Below are 23,822 nucleotides of genomic sequence, written 5' to 3' on the forward strand. Positions count from 1 at the left end.
GTAGAGTTGAGTTTAGCAGAGAAAAAGTTAGGAATTGACCGAGTTGTTTTTATCGGCAGAACGTTTGAAGAGTATAGAGCTATGTTTAATTTGAATGAAAAGTATTTAAAAGGAAAAAAAGTGTTAGATTGTGCTAGCGGGGCCTGTTCTTTTACTGCCCATGCCTTGCAGCAAGGTACGGAGGCTACTAGCTGTGATATTGCCTATAAATTTACGGCAGAAGAGCTTGAAAAGAAAGGAAGCCTGGATTTAATTCATACGATGAATCAAATGCAGCACGTACAGGAACAGTATGTGTGGAAGTATTTTTCGTCTATTGATGATTTAACTGAACATCGAAAAAGAGCATTAAAAGATTGTATTGCTCATATGAAAAAGAACCCCGAAGCCTATCAGTACGGAGCCCTTCCTAATTTGCCGTTTCAAAAGAACGAGTTTGATTTAACTCTTTGTGCAAACTTTTTATTTATGTACAGCGACCGTTTAGATTATGCGTTTCATTTAGAGTCTTTAAAAGAACTGATACGCGTTACAAAAGAGGAAGTACGTTTGTTTCCTTTAACGAATTTGAGCGGCAAGATTTCTACCTATTTGCCGCAGCTATTAGAAGAGATTGCGCCTCTAGTAAAAGGAACAGAAATAGCAGACGTCCCGTATGAATTTCAAAAAGGTGCCAATCAAATGCTGAAAATATATGTATAACAAATATAACGAAAGCCGCTTTTAGTTAAAGCGGCTTTTTAACATTCAAACGTTTTTTGGCAGTTTGAGTATGCTTCGTTATGGGTTCAGATCCAAGCGCTTTAGCTAAACCGAACGAAGGCATATTCACATATACTGATTCATAATTTCCTGCAGGAATGACGTACGTTTCATGATAAATGCCAACCGCGTTCGTTTTTGAAGCCTGTTTATAAAAAGAATTCCAAGCTTTTAAGTGCTGAGGACCTTTGGCATAGGAGGTCAATTGATCAACTGACTCCCAATATTGAATCAGCGTGATGGTTCTTAAATTAAAAGTTCCTTGCAAAGATAAAAAGCCAAGGTTTTTGTTTGCATACAATTCGCGAATCATAGGAGGCATTGCTTTAAATACAGGGAACCATTTGTGTACGGCTGTCCATTTATTAATACGCATTCCTATAACAAAGACGACCAAATCCTGACCGGGCTTAGCCATCATTCGATTGGAATGAATCATAAATTATGCGCCTCCTCATCATATAATTTATTAATCGTATCTTTGCACCATTCTATCGAAGCACACGTTGTTCGTTTACCGTAGTCTAGGGTAATAAGCCAATACGTTCGGTCGGGAGAAGGGCTGTTAGAAATGCTGTCTTCGATTCCGCAATACATGTGATAACGTTCAGTTAGTTTCTGCTGAGCGTTTTTTAACTGGGAAATTGTGAGCTGCTTTTCTTGCTGACTACTAAAAAAGAGTTTTAACAAAAGTTCATTTCTTTCTGAAGGGAGCTGCTTAATAGGTTCACGCAGCCAATCTTGCAGAACTTCTTTTCCTTTAGTTGTTATTACATACTCTTTTTTATCTGGTTTATCAGTTTGAGCAACGGAATTGACCGTTGCTAGTTCATCATTCACAAGCTTTTGTAAAGTGGGATAAATTTGGCCATAACTGATTTTCCAAAAATGATTTAGACTTCGATCCATTAACTGTTTAATTTCATAACCAGTTCTGCATTCAGTGGTAAGCAGTCCTAAAATTGCATATTTTGTTTGATTTTCCTTCATTTTTCCCTCACTTATATCTTTTTGATATATATATATCACCATAAACAGGATGCTCTTCAATAAAAAAACGCGAGAGTTATGCACTCTCGCGTCTAAAAAAAGGTTTGTATTGCTGAACCATCATTTGCGAAGCAGCAATAAATAAAAAGATAAAGCCTCCACACATTAGCAACATGACAGCACCTATTCTCCATAAAAGCTTTGGCATCAGCATATCTCCTTTTTTGAAGTTATTACCTATAGTGTAAAGAATAGCTTGCAAAAATTCTAGTCATAACTAAATATAATTTTATGACTTTTTTAGACTGACTCTTCCTTTGGATCATCTTCATCAAAAATAGGAACTTCCGTATATGTTTCTTCTTTTTCGAAAGCGGAAGAAGAATTTTCTTTTTCCTCTTGTGCAGGCTTCGTTTTGCCAGAAGAAATATCTGATTTAGCGTTTTTTAACTCTTCCATGTCTTTTTGGATTTGGTCCGTGAAATCTTTTGGTATAGCTCCGCTTCCGTATGTAGCTCCGATGTTTAAAGTACCGCCGAGTTCTTTAATGCCAACTTGGCCAATATTGTTGTTTTGTTCGTATTTATCAAGAAAAAATTTATCAATATGAATAGGCGGGGGAGCATTTTCTAAGAGTACGGCTCTTTGGTGAATCGCTTTTACTTCTTCTTGAAGAGAAGACGTTCGTTTTAGCATGTCCACCTGTACTTCAGTTAAAAGCGACATGCTGCGCTCTAATGCTGAAACTCTTTCATCTAGTTCGGTCATTCTTTCGAGATAAGGAGCCATTTTTTTCTCTACAGATTGTTCTATCAAGCTAGTTAAATTCGGATAAGGTACAGTTTCTATCTTTTTATCGCGAGGGGGTTGCGTGGAGATCACTTGTTCCAATTGCGCTACTTTTTCCTTTAAAAATTGAAGCTGGTTAGCAATCTCTTTCTTATCTTTTGCATATGCTTGTTCAGCATTTTTATGAGTGCTTCTTTGTGAAGGTGAAGAATCATTGGAGTGCGAGGGCTGAGCCTCCAGCTTTTTTTTGAGCATTATGAGAGAACCAATTTGCGGTTCGAGTTTTAAAAAACGGTTCATGTGAACTTCAAGCGTGTTAATGCGCTTGATTTGATGTTTGAAGTCCGCTAGCTCAGTATGAAGCTGTTGGTTAGTCTGTTTGGGGTTGAAAAATCCTTTCATAGACATTTCGCTTCTCCTCATCTTGGGCTTATTTCCGATGTAATAACAGTTAGATAAATATATATTGGTCCAGTTTGGAAATTCACGTTAAATTCTTTGCGTTTATAAATGCTTATGTGAACTATTGAATTTCATTCATAAAACTACTAAGCCTTATTCAATGTGAATACGTTCTTCTTGGAAAAACTGCCTGTGATAAGAAAGAATAAGCAGTCCATTTTCAAATTTCGCACGCAGATGATGCGCATCCGTAGGTTCTGGCAATTCAATAATTCGGTTAAAGTCTCCAGAAGGTCGTTCTTGTACAACCGGCTGTCCTGTGATGAGAGGGTGCGGTGAGCCTTTTAACAAAAGCCGGCTGCCTGAAACAGACACCTGCAAATTTTCTTTTAGATAGCCGGGCAAGTCAGCGATAATAATGATTTCATGTGGGGTAACGTAAATGTCAACAGGTGGAAAATTACTTTTAGAAGCCTGAGGTGCCTGATATGAATCAGGAGCATTCATATCCATATTTTCTTTCATAAATTCGTTAAAAGCAGTTTGATCAAAAACACCGTTCCAAAAGTCATTTGTTTGATATTTTTTAGCAAATTCCATCCACTGCATAAGTTTATCAAAGTCCATATGGTTTCCTCCTTACCACACATCATAAAAAGATGGAATTTGAATATAGTTTGAAAGGGGGGGTGGTTTAAATGGCAGGTGCATCTATAAATATTAATATTTTAATGCTAAAGATAAATTCCTTTGAAAATGCGTCTGCAGTAAATATCGGACAGAATTTACTAGCAGACTGGAATAATTCAGATAAAAAAACACAGGGATTTGGGCAAAATTTTGGTGATGATAGCGGCTTTATAGGAACGAGAAGCTGTGTCGATGATCGAGATCAAATTGACAGCCCATCATCTTTTCAAAAAGTGCCCATTTTATAGAAAAAGCCTAATAAATATAGCCAGTTCAGATGCAGGTTATATTTATTAGGCTTCCGATTGAATGCTAATAGACGAATAGATGAAGATATGCTGCTAGTTGTGCGCAGTAGAGGTAGAGGAAATGAAAAAAATTAAATTACGCTATTTTTAACTGAGTTTGAATCATTTACATCTGAGTCTATAATCCATGAGAACGGAGTTACGTTCGGAGAAAAATCTCCGTTTGATTCTCCCAGACCTTGATTACGTTTATAAGATACGAACACATCAAGCTGCTGATTAGGTCCTATGCTTAAAACGGATGAATTATCCAAAACGTTCACTTTGAAGGCTTGTAAGTTAATGACCATGGGCGAAAAAATCATATGGTTTCCTCCTTATTTATCATTTTTTGTTGCAAATGCATCTACATAATCATTATCTACAGTTTTTTGAGCAGATCCTGCTGTAAAACATTGATCAGCGTGCTGCTGTCCGAAGGCCTGATTTTTCTTTGCTGTGACATATCTTGTAACTTTTGACGTATTTCCAATAGAAATACTGCTTGCTTGATCAGCACTGCGAACGTTCAATTTTCCTAGGTTGATTTTTGTTGAGTCGAATAGCATATTATTCTCCTTTCAAACGACAGTTCTTCTAAGTCTTTAAAAGCTTATTGTAGCTTCTTTGAAAATATGAATAATACATGGATGCATTCAGAGAGTAGAAGTGGTGTACTGTAGCGTATTGTAGTTCTGTGTAAAACGTGAAAAGATTTTAAAACCTCGACAGGAAAAGGAGGGAATAATAAAAATGTACGATATTTTACATGCTGTAAACACATCAACAGTAAAAAGTGTGTTGGCAACGATTGTTCATGTAGAAGGATCCTCATATTTAAAAGAAGGAACGTCCATGCTGTTTCAAGAAAATGGGGAGAACATTGGGATGTTAAGCGCTGGTTGTGTAGAAGCAGATATTGCTGAGCGCGTAAAAGAGTTGTTCGACACTGAGCACGTATTAACCGTTACGTACAATTTGAAAGAAGAAGGTGATGCAGGATGGGGACAAGGAGCAGGCTGCAATGGAATCCTGTATATTCTCCTAGAACCTGTAACTGCGAGGATGAAGAAAAATCTTTTGCGAGTAAAACGTCATTTAGATAACCGAAATCCTGTTTTACATATTAAAAAATTAGAAAAAAACTTTACTCAAACAACCTCTTTTTATGTAGAAAAGACGGGCGAAACATTTGGTGCAAATAGCGACGCATCATCTTTTGCAACAGATGATTGGAATGGGAGAAAGAGCGGTATTCAACTTTCAAATTGCTCCCTGCTCACATATGCTCATCTATATAAACCAAAGCCTCGTCTAGTTATCTGGGGAGCAGGTGCCGATGCAAAATATTTAGTATCACTTGCTGCCAATACGGGGTTTTCTGTTACCTTATGCGACTGGAGACCGGCTTTATGTAATAAGGAACATTTTCCGCTAGCAGAGGAAATACATATTGGATTTCCAGAGGAAGTAAACAAACACTTGTCCGTTCAGCGCGATGATTTTGTTGTGATTATGACCCATAATTTTTATCGTGATCAAGAAATTCTGTCGCTATTAAAATCAAAAACTGTGAAGTATATAGGAGTTTTAGGGCCTAAAAAGCGAACGCTTCGATTATTGAATACCGATATTCCCTCCCATATTCATTCGCCCGTGGGACTTTCCATAGGAGCGGTAGGGCCGCAGGAAATTGCGGTTAGTATTGTAGCTGAGTTAATTGCAACCCTTCGAATGCGTGATGGGAAAAAGGGGTGAAAATGCCCGTTTTAAATGTTGTAGCTGTTTATCTTGCCGCAGGATCTAGTAAAAGGATGGGCAGCAATAAGCTGCTTCTGCCTTTAGGGAATGAATGTTTAGGTAGTAAAGCTTTACAAGCCGCCGTTTGTTCAAAAGTGAATCATACAATAGTAGTGACAAATAAAGGCGATAACCTTGAGTGGATTGAACCTATTCTTTTTTCAGAAGCATATCAGCAGAAGTGGAGTCATATTTCTTGTAGTAGCGCCTTAAAAGGTCAGTCAGCGTCTTTAAAGTGCGGATTACAAAAAGCAAAAGAACTAAGTGCTGATGCTGTTATTGTACTCCTAGCAGATCAGCCTCTTATAAGTATCTTGCTGATTAATACATTTGTTTCTCTGTTTGAGAACCATTCCTCCGTTCCCTTTATTTCTTCTTTTTATCAAGGAATCGCCGGAGCGCCGGTTTTATTTTCAAAACAAATGTTTCCAAGTTTGGATAAGCTGCAAGGAGACCAAGGAGCAAGAAAAATAATAAGACAAAACGGAACTGAAAATGGAATATTTTATGAATGTACCGACGCTTCCCTTTTTATGGATGTTGATACAAAACAAGCGTATGAACGTATTAAAAAGATATATAAAGAGAAATGTAGACGGATTTGATTGACGGAGGTGAAAAGAGTGGAGATTATTGGGAAAAACGTGATTCGAAAAGATGCGTTAGAAAAAGTGACGGGAACAGCTCGGTACACAAATGATTACAGTTTTAAAGGTTCCCTTCACGCCAAAATAGTAGTCAGTCCTTACGCCCATGCAAGAATTCAAGCGATAGACATTCAAGCAGCGATTGCTATTCCCGGTGTTCACGCAGTTGTGACGGGAGAGCATCTGCCGTTAACAGGGGAAGGAGTTCGTGACCGGCGACCGCTTGCATTTGAAAAAGTGCGGTATCACGGAGAAGCCGTAGTCCTTGTAGTAGCAGAAAACCCTGCACTCGCAGAGCGTGCGGCGAGCTCTGTTCATATTCAATATGAGCCGTTATCTGTCGTTCATTCTCCTAGCGCCGCTATTGAGCCAAATTCTCCTTTAGTACATGAAAATATGCACACCTACAAGCACGATGAAACGGTTTATCCAGAGCCCGGTACCAACGTAGCTAACAGAGTTAAAATACGAAAAGGCAATATGGAAGAAGGCTGGAGTAAAAGTGAGCTAGTAGTGGAAGAAACGTTTTCTTTGTCTCCTTCAGATCACGCGGCGATGGAAACAAGAAGCGCCGCTGCTGAAATTCTTCCGAATGGAGTAGTTAAAATTATCACTTCTTCTCAAGCTCCTTTTATGGTGAAAAAATTAATCAGTGAGTACTTTGAAATTGAAGCGGGAAAAGTGATCGTTGAAACACCGCTAGTAGGAGGAGGGTATGGAGGAAAAGCTGCTGTCCAGCTGGAGCTGCTTGCTTATCTAGCTTCAAAAGCTGTTGGTGGAAGGCTGGTTAAAATATTGAACACAAGAGAAGAAGATATGCTCACTTCGCCTGTTCACATCGGTCTAGACGCTAAAATTAAGCTAGGTTGTTCTAAAGAGGGACTTTTGCAGGCTGCTGACATTCTATATTTGTTTGACAGCGGTGCTTATGCAGATAAAGGAACGGATTTAAGTAAGGCTGCAGCAGCTGACTGTACGGGGCCTTATCGTCTTGAACATATCTTCTGTGATTCATTATGTGTATATACAAATCACCCTTACGCTTCCCCTTTTCGAGGATTCAGCCACTCTGAACTATTATTTGCATTTGAGCGTACGATGGACATCCTTGCTAAAAAAGCAGGTATAGATCCTTTGGAATTTAGAGAAAAAAACGCTATTTTACCAGGTGATACTACGCCTACACAAGTCCGTTTGACTTCTAGCAGCGTTGGTAACTTACCAGAGTGTATTCGGCGCTTAAAGCAGCTAATGAAATGGGAGGAAGGGCAGAGAACAGTTCATGAAAACGGCCTTATTACCGCCAAAGGGATTAGCTGCGTCTGGAAGACCTCGACTATTGAAACAGACGCGAGTTCAGGTGTTATTCTAACATTCAATCCGGATGGAAGCGTAAATTTAATGTCTGGCGTTATTGAATTAGGCACGGGAACAAAAACTGTGCTCGCGCAAATCTTGGCTGAAAAACTGCAGATGCGCATGGAACGTATTCATGTGCGAATGGAAGTAGATACTCAAACGACTCCTGAACATTGGAAAACGGTGGCTAGCCGAGGAACTTTTATGGCAGGAAGAGCGGTTTTAGAAGCGGCTGAAGATGTGATTAACCAATTAAAAAAGATAGCTTCTCATATATTCCGAGCTTCTGAAGAAGATATCGAAATAAAACATGAAAAAGTTTTTTTACGGGATGAGCCTCAAACCTCTTTGGACTTTAAAGAAATTGTGTATGGCTACAAATATCCGAACGGAAATGCAATTGGAGGGCAAATCATAGGGAGGGGTAACTATATTTTAAGAGGAATGACCTACTTAGATAAAGAAACAGGAGCCGGGCGTCCGGGGCCTGAATGGACGGTAGCAGCTGAAGGAGTTGAAGTGGAGTATAATCCTAGAACGCATCGATATCGTATTGTAAAAGCTATTTCTGTTATTGATATAGGAACCGTGTTAAATGAGAAAATGGCAAGAGGTCAAGTCATGGGTGCGATGAGTATGGGACTATCGTTTGCGGGTAGAGAAACATTTTGGTTTGATTCAAACGGACGTATTTTAAACCCTCAGCTTCGGAAATATCGTCCCCTTCGCTACGGAGAGCATCCGGAGTACGTAGTAGACTTTGTTCATACACCACAAATAGATGCAGCGTACGGCGCTCGGGGAGTCGGAGAACACGGGCTGCTTGGTATGCCAGCTTCTTTAGGAAACAGCTTAACGGTGGCAGCAGAAACAGAATTAAATCAACTTCCTCTTATCCCAGAATTGATTTGGAGAATGAAAGAAGGGAATGCAAATGATTTCGTTTGACTTTGAATATTATAAACCTGCAAGCGTTTCAGAAGCGATTGCCTTGTTTCAAGAGTTAGAGAATCAAGGTAAACAGCCGCGTTATTATGCTGGAGGCACTGAAATTCTGACATTGGGCAGATTGGGTTTGTTTGTTACCCATGCTGTTATTGATATAAAAAATATACCAGAGTTTCAAAAAGCAGAAGCTGATGAAGACTGGATGATTTTTGGTGCAGGTGTAACGTTGACTGAACTGGAAGAGAAAAACTTATTTCCTTTATTAAGTAAGTCTGCTAGCGAAGTGGCTGATCACACGGCTCGAAATAAAATAACGCTGGGAGGAAATATTTGTGGGCATATCTTTTATCGAGAAGCCGTGTTGCCGCTGCTTTTAACGGATAGTCAACTCGCAGTGGCAGGTCCCACTGGAACAAATGTTTATTCGATTCACGATCTTTTTCACCGGCGTTTGCAGCTGAAAAAAGGAGAGCTGCTTGTTCAGGTGTTTGTTGAAACAAAGTATGCTGACCTGCCGTATATGAGTATAAAGGAGCGCCAGCAGTGGGATACAGGATATCCACTAGTTACAATAGCAGCTTTAAAAACAGAAGAAAACATTCGAGTAGCTTTCAGCGGGGTATGTTCATTTCCTTTTCGCTCAGAAGAAATAGAAGAAGTGCTAAATCATGAAGAAACGCCATTAGAAGCTCGAATTCAAACTGCTCTTGATTATATACCGGCTCCAATTTTAAATGATGGAGAAGGATCGGATCGATATCGCAAATTTGTGATTAAAAATTTATTGTTTGATATTTTCAAAGAGCTGGGAGGAACGTAATGTGCTAAGAGATGAACGGTATAGAATAACAGTTAAGCTAAAGGTTAATGGGGAAGAAAAAATGGTTGATATCCGAACAGCAGATACGCTGCTTTACGTATTAAGAGAAAAGCTGGGCCTTACCGGAGCAAAACCAGGCTGTTTAAATGGAGACTGCGGAGCTTGTACAGTAGGGATAAATCAGCGGCCAATGAAATCCTGCCTCATGTTAGCGGCAGAAGCAGAAGAGAAAGAAATAATGACTATAGAAGGACTGAAGAGTTCACCTATGCAAAAAGCTTTTATTGAACACTTTGCTTTTCAGTGCGGTTATTGTACATCGGGTTTTATTATGAATGCTCATTTGCTTTCCAAACGCCATCCTTCAGGAAGTGACGATATTATAAAGGAGTGGTTAGCTTCCAATATATGCAGATGTACAGGATATAAAGAAATTGAAGACGCAGTAAAATCTGTTTTACACTTTTCGGAGCGCGAGTGAGAAAAGAAAAAGCAGAATTAGAATAACACTTACACGTGTTTAGAATAGTATGTGCTAAGGGTGTGGAGAATGTGGAATGGAAAAGCGGCTTTGACAAAGAAAGGGAACTTATCTTTGCCATTCAACGAGATCTGGATGTAGTAACGGCCATATTATTATTAACTGGCCAAATAACAATTATAGGAGTATTTGTGACACCCGGAGCTTTTCGTGTTTCAGTAGGCGGACCTATTACAGGAACCAGTCGCATCGAAGGAAAAGACGGAAATGTGGGAATTAATATTATTATTGATATGATTGATGTGTTTCTTGCGGCTTTGCTGCTTAATAACCAGATTAATGTGTCGGGCGCCTTTATTTCTTCTGGAAGATTTACCATTAACGTAAGTGGGCCTATTTTTGGCGTTCCCAAAACAGAACCTGCATTAAGTGAACTGAATCAATCCTCTCAGTTTTTTCATCGTACGGTATCAAAACATTTTTATGTAAATCCTGACTTAGTTGAAAAATTTACAAAGGACTGATTAAAATGTCATTAACAGATATACCTACAGTAAGACCTTCAGAGACGAGTATTTTTCTTATCGCCCTGCCGCTTATTATTTTTATCTTTTTCTTTACTCAGCCAAAAGCATCAGACGTTAAATAATCATGTAGCATAATGGGGGGGGTTATCCCTGGGGCACACAAGCTGCTTATTTTTCTGCTCGTATCATTGCCTCTTCATTTATTAAGCCCCTAACGCTTTTCTTTTCTGTCATGTTTCATTAAAATGAACATAAACATATATGTAGAGAAAAGAATAATGTAGTGTTTCCTAACGTTATAAAATAGCTTACTATACGAAGAAAGCGTCTATAATAAAAGAAATGAACCTTTTGCGTGGTCAGCTGACGATGCTTTTTATTTTTACAAACTGCAGTGAAGGCAGAAAGGAGAGAATTCGATGAGTTTGCGCGAGCGGCTGCTGTATGTAGCGGAACATTATAAACAAATGGGTGGAGACGTACTTGTAAAACATGAAATAGAAAATATGCTTACACGCAGGCTTCCGATTTCTCTTTATCGATTGGAGCATATAAATCGAGAAGAAATGCGTATATCGGGACAGCACGCTGAAACATTTCCTTACGTGACCCTTGCGAATAAGAATATAGAGAGTGACGTGATGGTCGCGTATTTATTCAGTGAAGACGGTCAGCGCATTTACTTAGTCATGATGAGAGGAGACTCAGAAGAAGGAACTGATCTGAAAGACATTCGATTTTTTACTCCTGAACATGCCCGCGTATTGAAAGATAATCATATTGTCATTGGTACAAGCATGGAAGCGAAAAGCTTTGAGGATAGAGTAGCTCTTTACCTTCCTTACAATATAGCAGACTTACCTAGCAATGATCAGCTGCAAGATGACTTGCATTTACTGCTAAGTATGCATGAACAGTATATAAAAACATACGGAATGAGCAAAGAGATGCTGGGAGACAAAGACGCCATCGTCCATATTCATGAGTATACTAGGAAATCTGGATTTACATATGAACGACATGATATAGCCAACGCCTACTTTGCTTTAAAGACCAAACCGTTTATTGTTTTATCAGGAATGAGCGGGACAGGAAAAACAAAGCTTGCTCAGCTCTTAGCAGATAGTATCGGTGCCACGATTGAAAATGGAAGACAAGTGCTCATTCCGGTTCGACCCGATTGGCACGATAGTTCAGATTTATTAGGATATATTGATTTAAGAGGAGATTTTCGCAGAGGATCGTTTCTGTCGATTATGCAGCAAGCCATTCAGCATCCAGCTTACACATATGTTGCTATATTGGATGAAATGAACTTAGCTCGAGTTGAACATTATTTTAGCGATATTTTAAGCGTGATGGAAAGCAGGAGCTGGTCAAAAGGGAAAATCAAAACGGCTCCATTATTTCCTGGACATAAGATGTTCCGAGATATTTATTTGCCATCTAATCTTCTCATTATCGGTACAATTAATATGGATGAAACAACTCATGGGTTTAGTCAAAAGTTGTTAGATCGTACCAACACCATTGAGTTAAATAAGATTCAACTAGATTCTTTTGATTTTTTAGATGATAGAGATCCGGCTCAGTACGGCATTCAAAATGTACAAATTCAAAGTCAATATGTTCACTTAAAAGATGCGTATGTTGAACATGCTGAGCTCATTCACGAAGTAACAAATGAACTGCTAACCGTCAACGAGATGCTTATAGAAGTCGATCTGCAAATAGGTTACCGCGTACGCGACGAAGTATGCTTTTATTTGATTTACGCGGTAAAAAGCGGGATGTTTACATTTGATCAGGCGTTTGATTTTCAGATTTTGCAAAAAGTTTTGCCTCGTATTTCAGGAAGCGATGGGTACACATTTGAGTTATTAAAAAACCTTTATTATTACTGTACAAATACACTGTTAGATGATGAATTTGAGACAGCTGTCGTAAATGCAGATGGAATGAGATTTCCTAAAAGCGCACGCAAAATAATGGAGATGATGAGACGTTTTGAAGTATACGGATACACGTCATTTTGGATTAATACCGTACGTTGAAATTGAAACTGACACGTGTACGGTGGTTATAAAAGGGAAAAATAAGAAAAAAATAAAATCTGCAGAAGAAGTGATGTTTTTTTCTTGTACAGGAAAAGGAATTACACATGTAAAAGTATTAAATCAAACAAAAGGCATGATGACTTCAAAACCGCCGCTTGAGCCTTTATTTTTTGAAAATGAAACCTATCAAATTACAGTTGTTTCTAAAAATGAAACAAGCCTGTTTGTTAACCACGATTCAAAAGCAGTTGAACAAAGTTTTCAAAGCGTAGGATTTCCCTACATTTTGACGGGAAATATAAGCTTTCAAAATGAAGTAGGGTATTCTACGTTTCATGTTTACAGCGAAAGAGAAAAAGAGCTGTCCTTTACTCTTGAAATTTTCCCCTCAAAGATGAGCTACAAGACAGATTATGTACACATGGTTGATGAAGTGAACGGATACATTCATGATTTGGCATACGATATGCTTCGTAAAACATATATTGAAGCAAAATCTGTTTGGTCTAAGCAAGCAACATGGACGGAATTTTATCATGTTCTCTCTCACTATATGAAACCCTTTCTTCATTCTGTGCGTCAGATTGAAAATCAGCCGTTTCAATCGGTAAAAGTTGAACATGAGCTCATGAGAGGCGATCAAATAAAAAAACAAGATAGCCGTGCTGTATCATTTGTCCGAACCCATCCTACCTATCTTGCACCTTCAAGCAGGGGGATTAAAATTAATCGAAATATAAAAGTAGTACCCACAAAAGCGATTGGCACCAGGCATGTGTCTACCTATGATAATTTGGAAAATCAAAGTGTAAAATGGATGATGACGCAGCTGTATCATAAGCTAACTGCACTAATTGACAAATTGATAGAAGATAGATATGTAAAAAAAGAAGCCATATCGGCTTTAGAAACTAATCATACCGAATTAAAAAGACTGTTAAATAATGCGTTTTGGCAACGAGTGAAGGCCCTAAAAGCTTCGACTCTTCCTTCTACCCTACGGACGGCACCTCGCTATCGGGAAGCAAGCAGATACTTTATGTTCTTAACGCGAGGATTGGCTCTTAACGGAGAGTTTTACCACCTTTCATTAAAAGATATCGCAACTCTCTACGAATACTGGACGTATGTTAGTCTTTTAAAGAAGTTGCAAACTTACGGCAAGCGGATAGAACAAAACATCATGACAACGACAGAACAAGGGTTGAACGTCAGGATGCAGCCGTCTTATCATCGTTTTCAAGTGGGGAAAGCAGAAGCCACGCTATGGTACCAGAAAGCATACCATCATACTCATACCGTTATTCAAAAGCCGGACTTGCTGCTTGAAGTAAAGCAAGGGGAGAAAAAAAGTGTATATCTTTTTGACGCTAAGTATCGTATCAAACCAAATCACGATACGCCCTCTCCTAGAGAAGAAGATATTAATACCATGCATCGTTACCGAGACGCTATTGTAGAGGAAAATGGAATAAAACCGGTACAAACAGCGATTGTGCTTTTTCCAGGGAAAGCAGAGGGCTATAAGCAGCATCATTTTTATAAAAGTATTGAACGTGTTGGAGTTGGTGCGCTGCCTTTTTTGCCGGGAGAAGAAGGGCTAGTAGAAGAATTTATTGAAACTATTTGTACGGTAGAACCACATTTTTTCAGCGCTGAGTAGGTGAATAGGTAGAAAGTGAACAAGTCTTTTTTTATGCGTTGACATAGTGTTAAGTTTTTTATGTTTTGATGACATTTCGAGATTTTAGTTGTATTTTCCTGTTGAATTTTCTAGAATAGTAGAGAATAAAACCGTATCGAAAAGAAGTCGTATCATGTGCAGAGAACGTATCAGGAGGACAACGAAGTGAAAAAGATTCTACTATTCACGTTAGTAGCGCTATTGGCAACTTTTTTTATTGACAGGGTATACAGCGAACGCAACCAAGAGCAACTTCAGCAAACTGTAATCAATGAAATTAAAAAAACAAATCAAAGTAAAGAAGAAGCTTCCATCCTTGATTTTAATGAATTATGTGATTTTAGATGGGATAAAGTATATGTTTTTGGACCGGAAACGACTCGCAGTGAGGTAAATGAGAAGCTGGGCTTCACGTGGTCTGAAGCAAAAGCAAAAGGTATTGGAAAAGATAAAAAAGATAACTTTATTGTCTTTGTAGAAAATAATCAAGTAACGCAATATTTAAAAATACCGGCATCATATGGAACTATTGTTCCTAAGACTTCTGTTGCAAATGAAAGCTAACGAATTTCTTCGTTAGCTTTTTTATGCTTTCTTTTTTAAGGATGAAGTTTTTTTCTCTGCTGTTGATTTTGTCGGGTGTAAAGTAGAAGGATCTATGCTCACTTTTAACATTTCCATTAAATGTCGAATATCTCGTTCTTCGCTTCCGCTGCCTTTTGTAACTTCGCCTTGATTTATTTTTTGTTGAATGACGTTTTGTAAGGCGTCTCGGTAGTTGTTTTTGTAAATAGATGGATTAAACGAAGTAGATAGCTTATCAATTAATTCCACCGTCACTTGTGTATCACTTTCATTAATGGAAGAAGTACTGGATAAGTTAGGCACATCTGTGACTGAACGAAGCTCTTCTTCAAAATGCATCGTGTGAAGAACAAGAGATCCGCCCACGGAACGAATAATTGCCATTTGCTGTTTGGAATATAAAAATACATTCGCAATACCGACTTTATTCGTTATTTCAAGCGCATTTAATAAAGTATAATAAGCTTTTAGGCTTGTTTCCCTAGGAGAAATATAGTAGGGCTTATCAAAAAACAGGGGATCAATGTCATCTAACGAAACAAAGTGTAACAATTCAACGGCTTTGTTTGCTGCAAAGGGCTCTTTGACACTGTCAATTTCCTGTTGTGAAAGTACAACAAACTGACCGGTCGCGGTTTCGTATCCTTTAACCAGTTCATCGGATTCTACTTCTCGTCCACACGTTTGGCAATGTTTTTCTTGATGAATAGGTGTATGGCAAACGGAGTGTAGCGTGCGCAGCTTTACATCTTTTTCTTCAATTGCTCCGTGCAGTTTAATAGGGATATCAATTAATCCAAAGCTGATTTTACCTTTCCAAGCAGTATGAAGCATAAACGTTCTCCTTTTACTCTTTTTTAGTAGTGTGCCATAAAATAAATTAGATATCCCATTGTTTTGAAAAGAAGAATATTCTAAAAAAACTATGTGCTAAATAAACAATTAAATAGTTCCAATAAAGCTGCAGATGTTGTCTCTGCAGCCTTATTGAAACTCAATAGGGACTATTTGCTGATTAGATTCATTTGTCTCATGTTTAGAAATCGTAATTTCAAGGATTTCGTTACTAAATGTAGCGGTAATTTTTTTATTCGTCAATGGAAATGGAAAGTCGATTGTACGTTCAACGCTTTCTTCCATTTGTTCTCTTGCAAGCGTTCCTTGCTTTTCATCATGAAATTCTCTAATGCAGTATTTTTTGGCTGTCAGCTGTAAGTGATCAGCTTGTATCTGAACGATAATATCCTTAGGGTGATACCCTAATAATTCAGCTTCGACAATAAATGATTGTTCTGTTTCAAATAAATCTATACGAACGGAATCATAATCTAAATAACTCATAAAGGGATTTGAAAGCATGACTTCTAACAACTCTTGAAAGCCTTTTACAAACATTTGGTCTGCTGGCAGACGCTTGTTTTTCATTTCTGCGTTCCTCCATTATTTAAACTGTTTCACTTTACTATCATATGCGCGTTTATGTACTTAGTGAACTCCTGCGCAAAGAATAAGCTTGAAGTACTAGCTGTCTTTTCTACGCATAAAAAAGCAAGCTCTGTAGAGAGCTTGCCGCTGTTTTACATATCATGTCCGCTATTGTGTTTTTGGCGAGAATGCTTACGGTTTTTTACTTTATGAGATCCGCTTAGCGGTTCTGGCTGTCCAGAATTGCTTTTTGGCGCATTTCTTCTGATGTCTTTGCTGCTGTTTTTGTTCATAGTTAAAGCCTCCCTTTCATTTATTAGGGTAGGATAGTGACAGGGAATTTATCCAATGAAAAATTCCCCTTTCTAAAAATAGGTTTAACAAAAACAGGAAATGGGAACAGGAAAAAAGCGTCATATATAATGACGCCTTCTCGTTAGATTTCATGGAGTTCAACGATTTTGCTTTTCTAACTAGTGATTAGTATATCCAATAAGAGATTGTTTTATTGATTTTTTTTGCGTTTTTTATTATTTTGTTTCTGTTGTTCCGTTAATGGTTCATTTGAAAACTCTTCATTATAACCCGATCCTTTTCCTTGAGCGCTAGCCGCGTTAGCTCCAGGAATGACGTGGTTTGACTTGCGTTTAGCCATGTTGAATCACCTCCGTTTCTAGCATGCCTAAAAATCAATGAAATATGAATTATTAGAAAAATAAAAGGAAGATGGAAAAAGGTTATAAGTGAAACTTATGTTAATTAATAACATTCTTTTTATTTACTTATGTATAATATTATATTAAGATAGATGGTGAAGGGAATAGAGGATGGGGTAAGTAAATCCTTTATACATAGAATTTTAAGGGGGTAAAAGCAATGACTAAAAAAGACGTTTTTAACGCTCGTTCGTCATTCGATCTTAATGGCAGCACATATAATTATTACCGCTTACAAGCTTTAGAGGAAGCAGGTTTAGGTAACGTATCTAAGCTGCCGTATTCAATTAAAGTATTATTAGAATCTGTTCTTCGTCAGGTAGATGGCCGTGTTATTACAAAAGAACACGTCGAAAACCTTGCAAAATGGGGAACAAAAGATATTAAAGATATCGATGTTCCTTTCAAACCATCTCGTGTTATTCTTCAAGATTTCACTGGAGTTCCAGCGGTTGTAGACTTAGCGTCACTTCGTAAAGCAATGGCTGATTTAGGAGGCGATCCTGACAAAATCAATCCAGAAATTCCAGTAGACCTCGTTGTCGACCACTCCGTACAAGTTGATAAAGCAGGTACAGCTGACTCATTACGAATTAATATGGACCTTGAGTTTCAACGTAATACAGAGCGCTATAATTTCTTAAGCTGGGCTCAAAAATCATTTAATAACTATCGTGCAGTTCCGCCAGCTACTGGTATCGTGCACCAAGTAAATTTAGAATATTTAGCAAACGTTGTTCATGCTGTTGAAGAAGATGGTGAATTTGTAGCTTTCCCTGATTCTCTAGTAGGTACTGACTCTCATACAACGATGATTAATGGTATCGGTGTCTTAGGATGGGGTGTTGGCGGTATTGAAGCGGAAGCAGGTATGCTTGGTCAACCTTCTTATTTCCCAGTTCCTGAAGTAATCGGTGTTAAACTTGTTGGTGAATTACCAAACGGCACTACAGCTACAGACTTAGCTTTAAAAGTTACGCAAGTGCTTCGTCAAAAAGGAGTAGTCGGAAAATTCGTGGAATTCTTCGGTCCTGGCGTAGCAGAACTTCCATTAGCTGACCGTGCAACAATCGCTAATATGGCTCCTGAATACGGTGCAACATGTGGATTCTTCCCAGTTGACGCAGAAGCATTAGCATACATGCGTTTAACTGGAAGAGATGAAAAAGACATTCAGGTTGTCGAACAATATACAAAAGCAAATGGTTTATTCTTCACACCAGAAAATGAAGATCCAATTTTCACTGACGTTGTTGAGATTAACCTTGCTGAGATTGAAGCAAATCTTTCTGGTCCAAAGCGTCCGCAAGATTTAATTCCACTTTCTCAAATGCAAACAGAATTCAAGAAGGCTTTAACAGCTCCTGTTAGCAACCAAAGCTTCGGACTTGATGCTAAAGACGTGGATAAAGAAATTACGTTTAAGCTTGCAGACGGTTCAGAAACAACAATGAAAACAGGTGCCATTGCCATTGCGGCTATCACAAGCTGTACGAACACATCAAATCCTTACGTATTAGTAGCAGCTGGTTTAGTTGCGAAAAAAGCGGTAGAAAAAGGATTGGATGTTCCAGCTTACGTGAAAACTTCTTTAGCACCAGGTTCAAAAGTAGTAACGGCTTACCTTCAAAATTCCGGGCTGCTTCCATACTTAGATAAAATCGGCTTTAACATCGTAGGTTATGGCTGTACGACTTGTATCGGTAACTCTGGTCCATTAGAAGCAGAAATTGAAGCAGCGATTGCAGACAGCGACTTGCTTGTAACGTCTGTTCTTTCAGGAAACCGTAACTTTGAAGGACGTATTCATCCATTAGTAAAAGGTAACTACCTTGCTTCTCCGCCGCTTGTTGTAGCATATGCACTGGCTGGAACGGTAGATGTAGATTTACAAAAAGATCCAATCGGTATTGATACAGACGGCAATGAAGTATTCTTTAGCGACATCTGGCCTTCTCAAGATGAAATTAAAGAAGTTGTTAGCCGTACCGTAACACCTGAATTATTCCGTAACGAGTATGAGCGTGTATTCGATGATAACGAACGCTGGAATGAAATTAAAACAAGCGAAGATGCTCTTTATACGTGGGAGAATGATTCAACATACATTCAAAATCCACCGTTCTTTGAAGGGTTATCAGAAGAGCCAGGCGAAGTAGAAGCATTAAATGACCTTCGCGTAGTAGCGAAATTTGGTGACTCAGTGACAACGGATCACATTTCACCAGCGGGTTCAATCGCAAAAACATCACCTGCAGGTCTTTACCTTCAAGAAAACGGTGTAGAGCCAAAAGACTTTAACTCATATGGTTCTCGTCGTGGTAACCACGAAGTAATGATGCGCGGTACGTTTGCAAACATCCGCATTAAAAACCAAGTAGCTCCTGGTACAGAAGGCGGCTGGACAACGTACTGGCCAACAAATGACGTAATGAGCATTTATGATGCTTGTATGAAATACAAAGAGCAAGGTACAGGTCTTGTTGTACTTGCAGGCAAAGATTACGGCATGGGAAGTTCTCGTGACTGGGCAGCAAAAGGCACAAATCTTTTAGGTATTAAAACAGTAATCGCTGAAAGCTTTGAGCGTATTCACCGTTCAAACCTAGTATTAATGGGTGTTTTACCTCTTCAATTTAAAGATGGTGAAAGCGCGGATACATTAGGTTTAACTGGAAAAGAAACAATTGCAGTAGCAGTTGATGAAACGGTAAAACCACGTGATTTTATAAAAGTAACAGCAACTGATGAAGCTGGAAACAAAAAAGAATTTGAAGTACTGGTTCGTTTCGATAGTGAAGTTGAAATTGATTACTATCGCCACGGTGGTATCCTTCAAATGGTGCTTCGTGATAAATTACAGTCTAAAACACATGCGTAAGTTATAAAGAAAAAGAGCGGTTCTCGTGAACCGCTCTTTTTTTATGCAAACGCACCGTTTTCGACAAAAAGTGAGAGGGAAATATGCTATATTATAAAAGAAAATGCCCTATAAAAGGATTATTTTAGTAGATATTGCACATATCTATTAGTACATAGATTATCACTTTTTAGAAGAAATAAAGGAGCCGATCATATGGTTAAAAAAATAATTGCAGTCTTGCTTCTAGTAGGATTTCTTAGCTACGCACTTTGGCAAGGGCTTTCTCCAAATGAAGCATCCGATAATTCTAACTTAAGCGAATACAAGGATTTAAACATCAAAAAAGGCGATAGTGCTCGTCAGGCTTCGGGTCAAGCTTATGGGTTGGAACCAAAAAATACAGCGCCTCCGTTTACACTGTCAGATACGAGCGGGAAATCCGTTCAATTATCGGACTTTAAAGGAAAAAAAGTCATTTTAAACTTTTGGGCAACATGGTGTCCGCCGTGTCAAAAAGAAATGCCCGATATGCAAGCATTTTATGAGAAATATGGAAACGATGTACAGCTGCTTGCGGTTAATTTAACTTCGTCAGAAGGCAGTAAACAGGCAGTATCTAAGTTTCTTAAAGAAAAACAGTTTACGTTTCGTGTATTATTGGACGACCAAGATAGTGTAGGGAGTAAAAAATATCGAGTCTCCACCATTCCGACATCTTACTTTATAGATGAAGAAGGGAAAATTGTTCAACGAGTGAATGGTCCAATGACGCTTAAACAAATGGAAAACTTTGCTCAACAAGCAGCGAATTAAATTTGCTGCTTGTTTTATTAAACATGAAACTTATTTACTTTATCATCGTATATATAGATAAGTCAGTAAACATGTCAAACTTTCTTACAACTTTTCAAAAAAGTATGTTTACTTATCTGACAAATTGGTTACAATATAGATAGTTATATGATATCAGTTTCTTTAGATTTTTCAGATTTTTCATAAAAATTACATAAAGTAGGTGTTGTGATCATGAGAAAATTACGCAAACGTTCATTTGAAGAGTTAGTGCAAGAAAATAAAACGCAGCTGTTAAAAGATCAGTCAGAAATTGAACGCATTGAAATGGAAATTGAAAAGCGGTTAGAAGATCGTATGCTTGAAAGAGCTGAATAACTTTAAAGTAAGTTGGTTAGAGTAACGGTGAGGAGGGGATAAGCATGGGAAATCCTAAAAAACAAAGCAAACCTTTTGTTCCGAATCACATCGGCACTCAACCGAGAGAAGCTGGTGGAAATAACGGAAAACAAATGCAAGATACATCCGGCAAGCATCCTCAAGTTATTCAAACCAAAGGTGAATGAATAAAAAGTCGCTGAATTCAGCGACTTTTTATTATTTGAATTCTACCGTGAATAAATAAACGTAAGGATTGCTCGAAATAAGCTCTTTAACAACTTCTCCATCGTCGGTTGAAAGCGGAGCAACTCGTATGCCACTGCCAGCGTCACCAAATAAAGCAGCAACTGGATATGTTTTATTCATTTTTACCGTTTGTTTTTTCTCTAATCCAGTAAAGGAATAGCCGTTCATTTTTTTTGGCTTTTCCGCTTCTATTCCTAGGTTTGTATCGTTGCTGCCTACATTAAACATAACTTTATGAGCATCATCATCGATTTTATATGTAATAGCAAACATGTCAAATTCTTTTGAAACAGTCAACCCACCTGAAAATAAAGGTTCTTTTGCTTTTCCCTTTTCGTAATAAGTAGCTTTTACATAAGCTTCTTTTGCGTCACTAGGAGCTTTCAAATCGTATGCAATAATATTGCTTTTGTAGTCTAAATTTGTCACGGCTAACATTTTTTCTTCATGTTTTGAGTAATGATGAGGCTTCATAAAGGCACTTGCTGTCAATTTTGATGCCAATGAGGTTTGCGACATAAAAAATACGGCAAGCACTGCAATAAAGATGACACTTAGTAATGTTATCATTCGTTTGGTCATAGCAATTCCCCCTTTGCATGTATATATTACCATATTATGTATGTTTTATATATACATTTTAAATTAATTATAATTATATTATGTAAACTAAAATCATTTTTTTCCACTTATAGAGATGAACAAATCCGGCATACTACAATTGTAACAAAGTTATTTTGAGGAGGAAGATACAATGGCATGGAATAAACCGAATCCAGACGATCGCAGTGATAACGTTGAAAAATTACAAACAATGGTGCAAAATACAATGAAAAACATTGAAGAAGCAGAAGAAGCTGCTGCATGCAGCACTGAAGAAGAACGTCAGCGCATTCAGCAAAAAAATCACAATCGCGAAGTAAGTATCGAAGCAATGCGCAGCGAAATAAAAGATGAGTCAGAAGCTCGTCAAAATGGTTACGAAGGTACGATTTAATAAATAAAGCAACGACAATAAGCAGCTAAAAATAAACGGTTTTAGCTGCTTTCTTTCTATATTTTTTTAGTAAGGTCAATAATAATACAAACTAGCGAAGAGGTTTATGTAGGTGAAAAAGCACGTGAAAAAGAAAGTAGTAAGGATTTTGGTCAGTTTACTTGTCGTCTTGATTATTGTGGGCTCTTATCAAACGCATAAGCCCTTGCCTAAAGGAGTTTCATACGAAAGTAAGCCCCACAAAGTAGAAGATGTATTTCTTTTATCAGATCTAACGTATCAAGACCAGCAGACATCTGTTTCTGAACAACATATTTTTCAAGCAGTTACGAATGCGATTGATGACGCAAAAGCTTTTATTATTATGGATATGTTTCTATTTAACGGCTACTATAACCAAGGCGAAACGTTTCCTCACCTTAGTGATACGCTTGCAAGTAAGCTGATTGAAAAGAAACGAAAACATCCTACTATCGAAATCGTCTTTATTACAGATGAAATCAATACAACCTACGGCTCACATGATTCAAAGTGGTTAGATTCACTGCGGCTAAACGGAATCAAAGTGGTGCAAACCAATTTATCTAAGCTCAGAGACTCCATTCCACTGTATTCTGCAGTGTGGAGAACTTTTATTCAGTGGTTTGGTGAAAAAGGAAACGGATGGATAACAAATCCGTTTGGTACCAATGCGCCTAAAGCGACGGTCCGTGCTTATTTAAAGTTGTTAAATGTAAAAGCTAATCATAGAAAAGTAGTAGCAACAGATCAAAGCATTATTATCTCTTCTGCCAATCCTCATGATGCAAGTTTTTATAATTCTAACATGGCCTTTGAAGTAAAGGGGAATATCATTGGAGATGTGGTAAAAAGTGAACAAGCGGTGTCAGATTTTTCTTGCGGAGGAAAGTTACCTCGGTATAAGAAGAAAGAAAAAGAAAAGGGAGACCTCTATGTTCAGCTGTTAACAGAAGGCAAAATCTATAAGCATGTATTACATGATTTACGCCATGCTAAAAAAGGCGACGATGTATGGCTCGGCATGTTTTACCTTGGAGATCGAGACGTAATAAAGGCGCTATTGAAAGCTTCTAAACAAGGAGCAAACGTACGATTAATTTTAGATCCTAATGAAAATGCGTTTGGAAGAAAAAAGTTCGGACTGCCTAACCGTCCAGTAGCAGCAGAACTTGTAAAGAAATCCAAAGGGGAGGTTAAAATTCGCTGGTATCATACAGGGAAAGAACAGTATCATTCTAAAACTTTATTTATTCGAAACAAAAAAAATGCAACTATTATTGCAGGAGCAGCAAATTTCACAAAACGAAATTTGGCTGACTTGAACTTAGAAACGGATATTAAAGTATCAGGACCTTCTAACAAAAAGGTTATGACCGAACTAAACGCTTATTTTGACCGCTTATGGACAAATAAAGACTACACATATACACTTCCTTATAAAAGGTATGAAAATAAAATGACGCGGCTGGAAATGCTGATATATCGCATTCAAGATGCGCTTAGTCTTACAACATATTGAGTAATAACCAAACTAGTAGGAGTATATTCTCCTT

29 protein-coding genes are annotated in these 23,822 nt (G+C 38.0%); 17 read left to right on the forward strand and 12 right to left on the reverse strand.

What is annotated here, in order from left to right; translation table 11 throughout:
• Positions 1-6: 6 nt before the first annotated feature.
• On the forward strand, positions 7-702 hold the full coding sequence (locus tag LAV82_RS17080) for an SAM-dependent methyltransferase (protein ID WP_499716549.1): 696 nt from the start codon (positions 7-9) through the stop codon (positions 700-702).
• A gap of 25 nt (positions 703-727) precedes the next feature.
• Here LAV82_RS17080 and LAV82_RS17085 read toward each other — a convergent pair whose 3' ends face one another.
• The 5 genes from LAV82_RS17085 to LAV82_RS17105 all read right to left on the reverse strand — a co-directional run bounded on the left by LAV82_RS17085 (position 728) and on the right by LAV82_RS17105 (position 3,570).
• Entirely contained in the window at positions 728-1,201 is a 474-nt protein-coding gene (locus tag LAV82_RS17085; RefSeq protein ID WP_057245044.1) for a DUF4188 domain-containing protein, read from the reverse strand.
• The gene (locus LAV82_RS17090; RefSeq protein WP_116516081.1) at positions 1,198-1,752 is read right to left on the reverse strand and encodes a PadR family transcriptional regulator; all 555 of its coding nucleotides are present in this window, start codon (positions 1,750-1,752) and stop codon (positions 1,198-1,200) included. Before LAV82_RS17090 ends, LAV82_RS17085 begins: the two co-directional genes overlap by 4 nt.
• Positions 1,753-1,828: 76 nt before the next feature.
• Positions 1,829-1,960: a hypothetical protein gene (locus LAV82_RS17095; protein WP_013057274.1), complete on the reverse strand. Its 132-nt coding sequence runs from the start codon at positions 1,958-1,960 to the stop codon at positions 1,829-1,831.
• Between the two features lie 92 nt (positions 1,961-2,052).
• Positions 2,053-2,949 carry a hypothetical protein gene (locus tag LAV82_RS17100; protein ID WP_499716550.1) on the reverse strand — a complete coding sequence of 299 codons (897 nt, stop codon included), beginning with the start codon at positions 2,947-2,949 and terminating at the stop codon, positions 2,053-2,055.
• Positions 2,950-3,096: 147 nt separating this feature from the next.
• Entirely contained in the window at positions 3,097-3,570 is a 474-nt protein-coding gene (locus tag LAV82_RS17105; RefSeq protein WP_013057272.1) for an Hsp20/alpha crystallin family protein, read from the reverse strand.
• A gap of 71 nt (positions 3,571-3,641) precedes the next feature.
• On the opposite strand from LAV82_RS17105, the gene LAV82_RS17110 reads away from it, so the two are divergent.
• Positions 3,642-3,881, forward strand: coding sequence for a hypothetical protein (locus LAV82_RS17110; RefSeq protein ID WP_014459872.1), 240 nt, complete (start codon positions 3,642-3,644; stop codon positions 3,879-3,881).
• Between the two features lie 131 nt (positions 3,882-4,012).
• On the opposite strand, the gene LAV82_RS17115 is transcribed toward LAV82_RS17110, so the two are convergent.
• Both LAV82_RS17115 and LAV82_RS17120 read right to left on the reverse strand, forming a co-directional pair.
• Positions 4,013-4,246 carry a hypothetical protein gene (locus LAV82_RS17115; RefSeq protein WP_013057270.1) on the reverse strand — a complete coding sequence of 78 codons (234 nt, stop codon included), beginning with the start codon at positions 4,244-4,246 and terminating at the stop codon, positions 4,013-4,015.
• A gap of 12 nt (positions 4,247-4,258) precedes the next feature.
• Entirely contained in the window at positions 4,259-4,489 is a 231-nt protein-coding gene (locus tag LAV82_RS17120) for a hypothetical protein (RefSeq protein ID WP_013057269.1), read from the reverse strand.
• Between the two features lie 184 nt (positions 4,490-4,673).
• Here LAV82_RS17120 and LAV82_RS17125 point away from each other — a divergent pair, with 184 nt between their 5' ends.
• The 9 genes from LAV82_RS17125 to LAV82_RS17165 all read left to right on the forward strand — a co-directional run bounded on the left by LAV82_RS17125 (position 4,674) and on the right by LAV82_RS17165 (position 14,807).
• On the forward strand, positions 4,674-5,678 hold the full coding sequence (locus tag LAV82_RS17125) for an XdhC family protein (protein ID WP_499716551.1): 1,005 nt from the start codon (positions 4,674-4,676) through the stop codon (positions 5,676-5,678).
• Positions 5,679-5,680: 2 nt separating this feature from the next.
• Positions 5,681-6,325, forward strand: a complete 645-nt coding sequence (locus tag LAV82_RS17130) for an NTP transferase domain-containing protein (protein ID WP_499716552.1) — start codon at positions 5,681-5,683, stop codon at positions 6,323-6,325.
• Positions 6,326-6,343: 18 nt separating this feature from the next.
• Positions 6,344-8,674, forward strand: coding sequence for a xanthine dehydrogenase family protein molybdopterin-binding subunit (locus LAV82_RS17135; protein WP_013057266.1), 2,331 nt, complete (start codon positions 6,344-6,346; stop codon positions 8,672-8,674).
• Entirely contained in the window at positions 8,661-9,494 is an 834-nt protein-coding gene (locus LAV82_RS17140; RefSeq protein ID WP_499716553.1) for an FAD binding domain-containing protein, read from the forward strand. Before LAV82_RS17135 ends, LAV82_RS17140 begins: the two co-directional genes overlap by 14 nt.
• A 1-nt stretch (position 9,495) precedes the next feature.
• A complete protein-coding gene (locus LAV82_RS17145) occupies positions 9,496-9,975 on the forward strand; it encodes a (2Fe-2S)-binding protein (protein ID WP_013057264.1) in 480 nt (159 codons plus the stop codon).
• Positions 9,976-10,046: 71 nt separating this feature from the next.
• On the forward strand, positions 10,047-10,499 hold the full coding sequence (locus LAV82_RS17150) for a hypothetical protein (RefSeq protein WP_029322049.1): 453 nt from the start codon (positions 10,047-10,049) through the stop codon (positions 10,497-10,499).
• 422 nt (positions 10,500-10,921) lie between these two features.
• Complete coding sequence (locus LAV82_RS17155) at positions 10,922-12,556, forward strand: MrcB family domain-containing protein (protein ID WP_499716554.1); 1,635 nt, start codon at positions 10,922-10,924, stop codon at positions 12,554-12,556.
• Positions 12,510-14,222 (forward strand): DUF2357 domain-containing protein, encoded by a 1,713-nt coding sequence (locus LAV82_RS17160; protein WP_499716555.1) that lies wholly within the window; start codon positions 12,510-12,512, stop codon positions 14,220-14,222. The genes LAV82_RS17155 and LAV82_RS17160 overlap by 47 nt, the downstream gene beginning before the upstream one ends.
• Positions 14,223-14,408: 186 nt before the next feature.
• Complete coding sequence (locus LAV82_RS17165; protein WP_499716556.1) at positions 14,409-14,807, forward strand: hypothetical protein; 399 nt, start codon at positions 14,409-14,411, stop codon at positions 14,805-14,807.
• A gap of 21 nt (positions 14,808-14,828) precedes the next feature.
• On the opposite strand, the gene ku is transcribed toward LAV82_RS17165, so the two are convergent.
• From ku to sspO, 4 genes are all read right to left on the reverse strand, one after another.
• A complete protein-coding gene (gene ku / locus LAV82_RS17170; RefSeq protein WP_499716557.1) occupies positions 14,829-15,662 on the reverse strand; it encodes a non-homologous end joining protein Ku in 834 nt (277 codons plus the stop codon).
• Between the two features lie 150 nt (positions 15,663-15,812).
• Positions 15,813-16,253 (reverse strand): Hsp20/alpha crystallin family protein, encoded by a 441-nt coding sequence (locus LAV82_RS17175; RefSeq protein ID WP_211078948.1) that lies wholly within the window; start codon positions 16,251-16,253, stop codon positions 15,813-15,815.
• A gap of 152 nt (positions 16,254-16,405) precedes the next feature.
• Positions 16,406-16,546 carry a small acid-soluble spore protein P gene (locus tag LAV82_RS17180; RefSeq protein ID WP_013057256.1) on the reverse strand — a complete coding sequence of 47 codons (141 nt, stop codon included), beginning with the start codon at positions 16,544-16,546 and terminating at the stop codon, positions 16,406-16,408.
• A 212-nt stretch (positions 16,547-16,758) separates the two neighbouring features.
• A complete protein-coding gene (gene sspO / locus LAV82_RS17185) occupies positions 16,759-16,908 on the reverse strand; it encodes a small acid-soluble spore protein SspO (protein ID WP_013057255.1) in 150 nt (49 codons plus the stop codon).
• A gap of 221 nt (positions 16,909-17,129) precedes the next feature.
• Between sspO and acnA the strand changes: the two genes are divergently transcribed.
• The 4 genes from acnA (at position 17,130) to LAV82_RS17205 (ending at position 21,190) form a co-directional block, all read left to right on the forward strand.
• Complete coding sequence (gene acnA, locus LAV82_RS17190) at positions 17,130-19,850, forward strand: aconitate hydratase AcnA (RefSeq protein WP_176585420.1); 2,721 nt, start codon at positions 17,130-17,132, stop codon at positions 19,848-19,850.
• A gap of 195 nt (positions 19,851-20,045) precedes the next feature.
• Complete coding sequence (locus tag LAV82_RS17195; protein ID WP_098277920.1) at positions 20,046-20,645, forward strand: TlpA disulfide reductase family protein; 600 nt, start codon at positions 20,046-20,048, stop codon at positions 20,643-20,645.
• 213 nt (positions 20,646-20,858) lie between these two features.
• A complete protein-coding gene (locus tag LAV82_RS17200; RefSeq protein ID WP_013057252.1) occupies positions 20,859-21,002 on the forward strand; it encodes an FbpB family small basic protein in 144 nt (47 codons plus the stop codon).
• A gap of 44 nt (positions 21,003-21,046) precedes the next feature.
• Entirely contained in the window at positions 21,047-21,190 is a 144-nt protein-coding gene (locus LAV82_RS17205) for an acid-soluble spore protein N (protein WP_013057251.1), read from the forward strand.
• Between the two features lie 31 nt (positions 21,191-21,221).
• On the opposite strand, the gene LAV82_RS17210 is transcribed toward LAV82_RS17205, so the two are convergent.
• Complete coding sequence (locus LAV82_RS17210; protein ID WP_211078951.1) at positions 21,222-21,833, reverse strand: hypothetical protein; 612 nt, start codon at positions 21,831-21,833, stop codon at positions 21,222-21,224.
• 172 nt (positions 21,834-22,005) lie between these two features.
• Between LAV82_RS17210 and tlp the strand changes: the two genes are divergently transcribed.
• Together tlp and LAV82_RS17220 are read left to right on the forward strand one after the other, a co-directional pair.
• Entirely contained in the window at positions 22,006-22,248 is a 243-nt protein-coding gene (tlp, locus tag LAV82_RS17215; protein WP_013057249.1) for a small acid-soluble spore protein Tlp, read from the forward strand.
• A gap of 112 nt (positions 22,249-22,360) precedes the next feature.
• Positions 22,361-23,788, forward strand: a complete 1,428-nt coding sequence (locus tag LAV82_RS17220) for a phospholipase D family protein (RefSeq protein WP_499716558.1) — start codon at positions 22,361-22,363, stop codon at positions 23,786-23,788.
• The last annotated feature ends 34 nt before the right edge of the window (positions 23,789-23,822 follow it).

Origin of the sequence: Bacillus sp. ILBB4, from assembly GCF_035064545.1 — a bacterium.
Classification (GTDB): Bacteria; Bacillota; Bacilli; order Bacillales; family Bacillaceae_H; genus Priestia.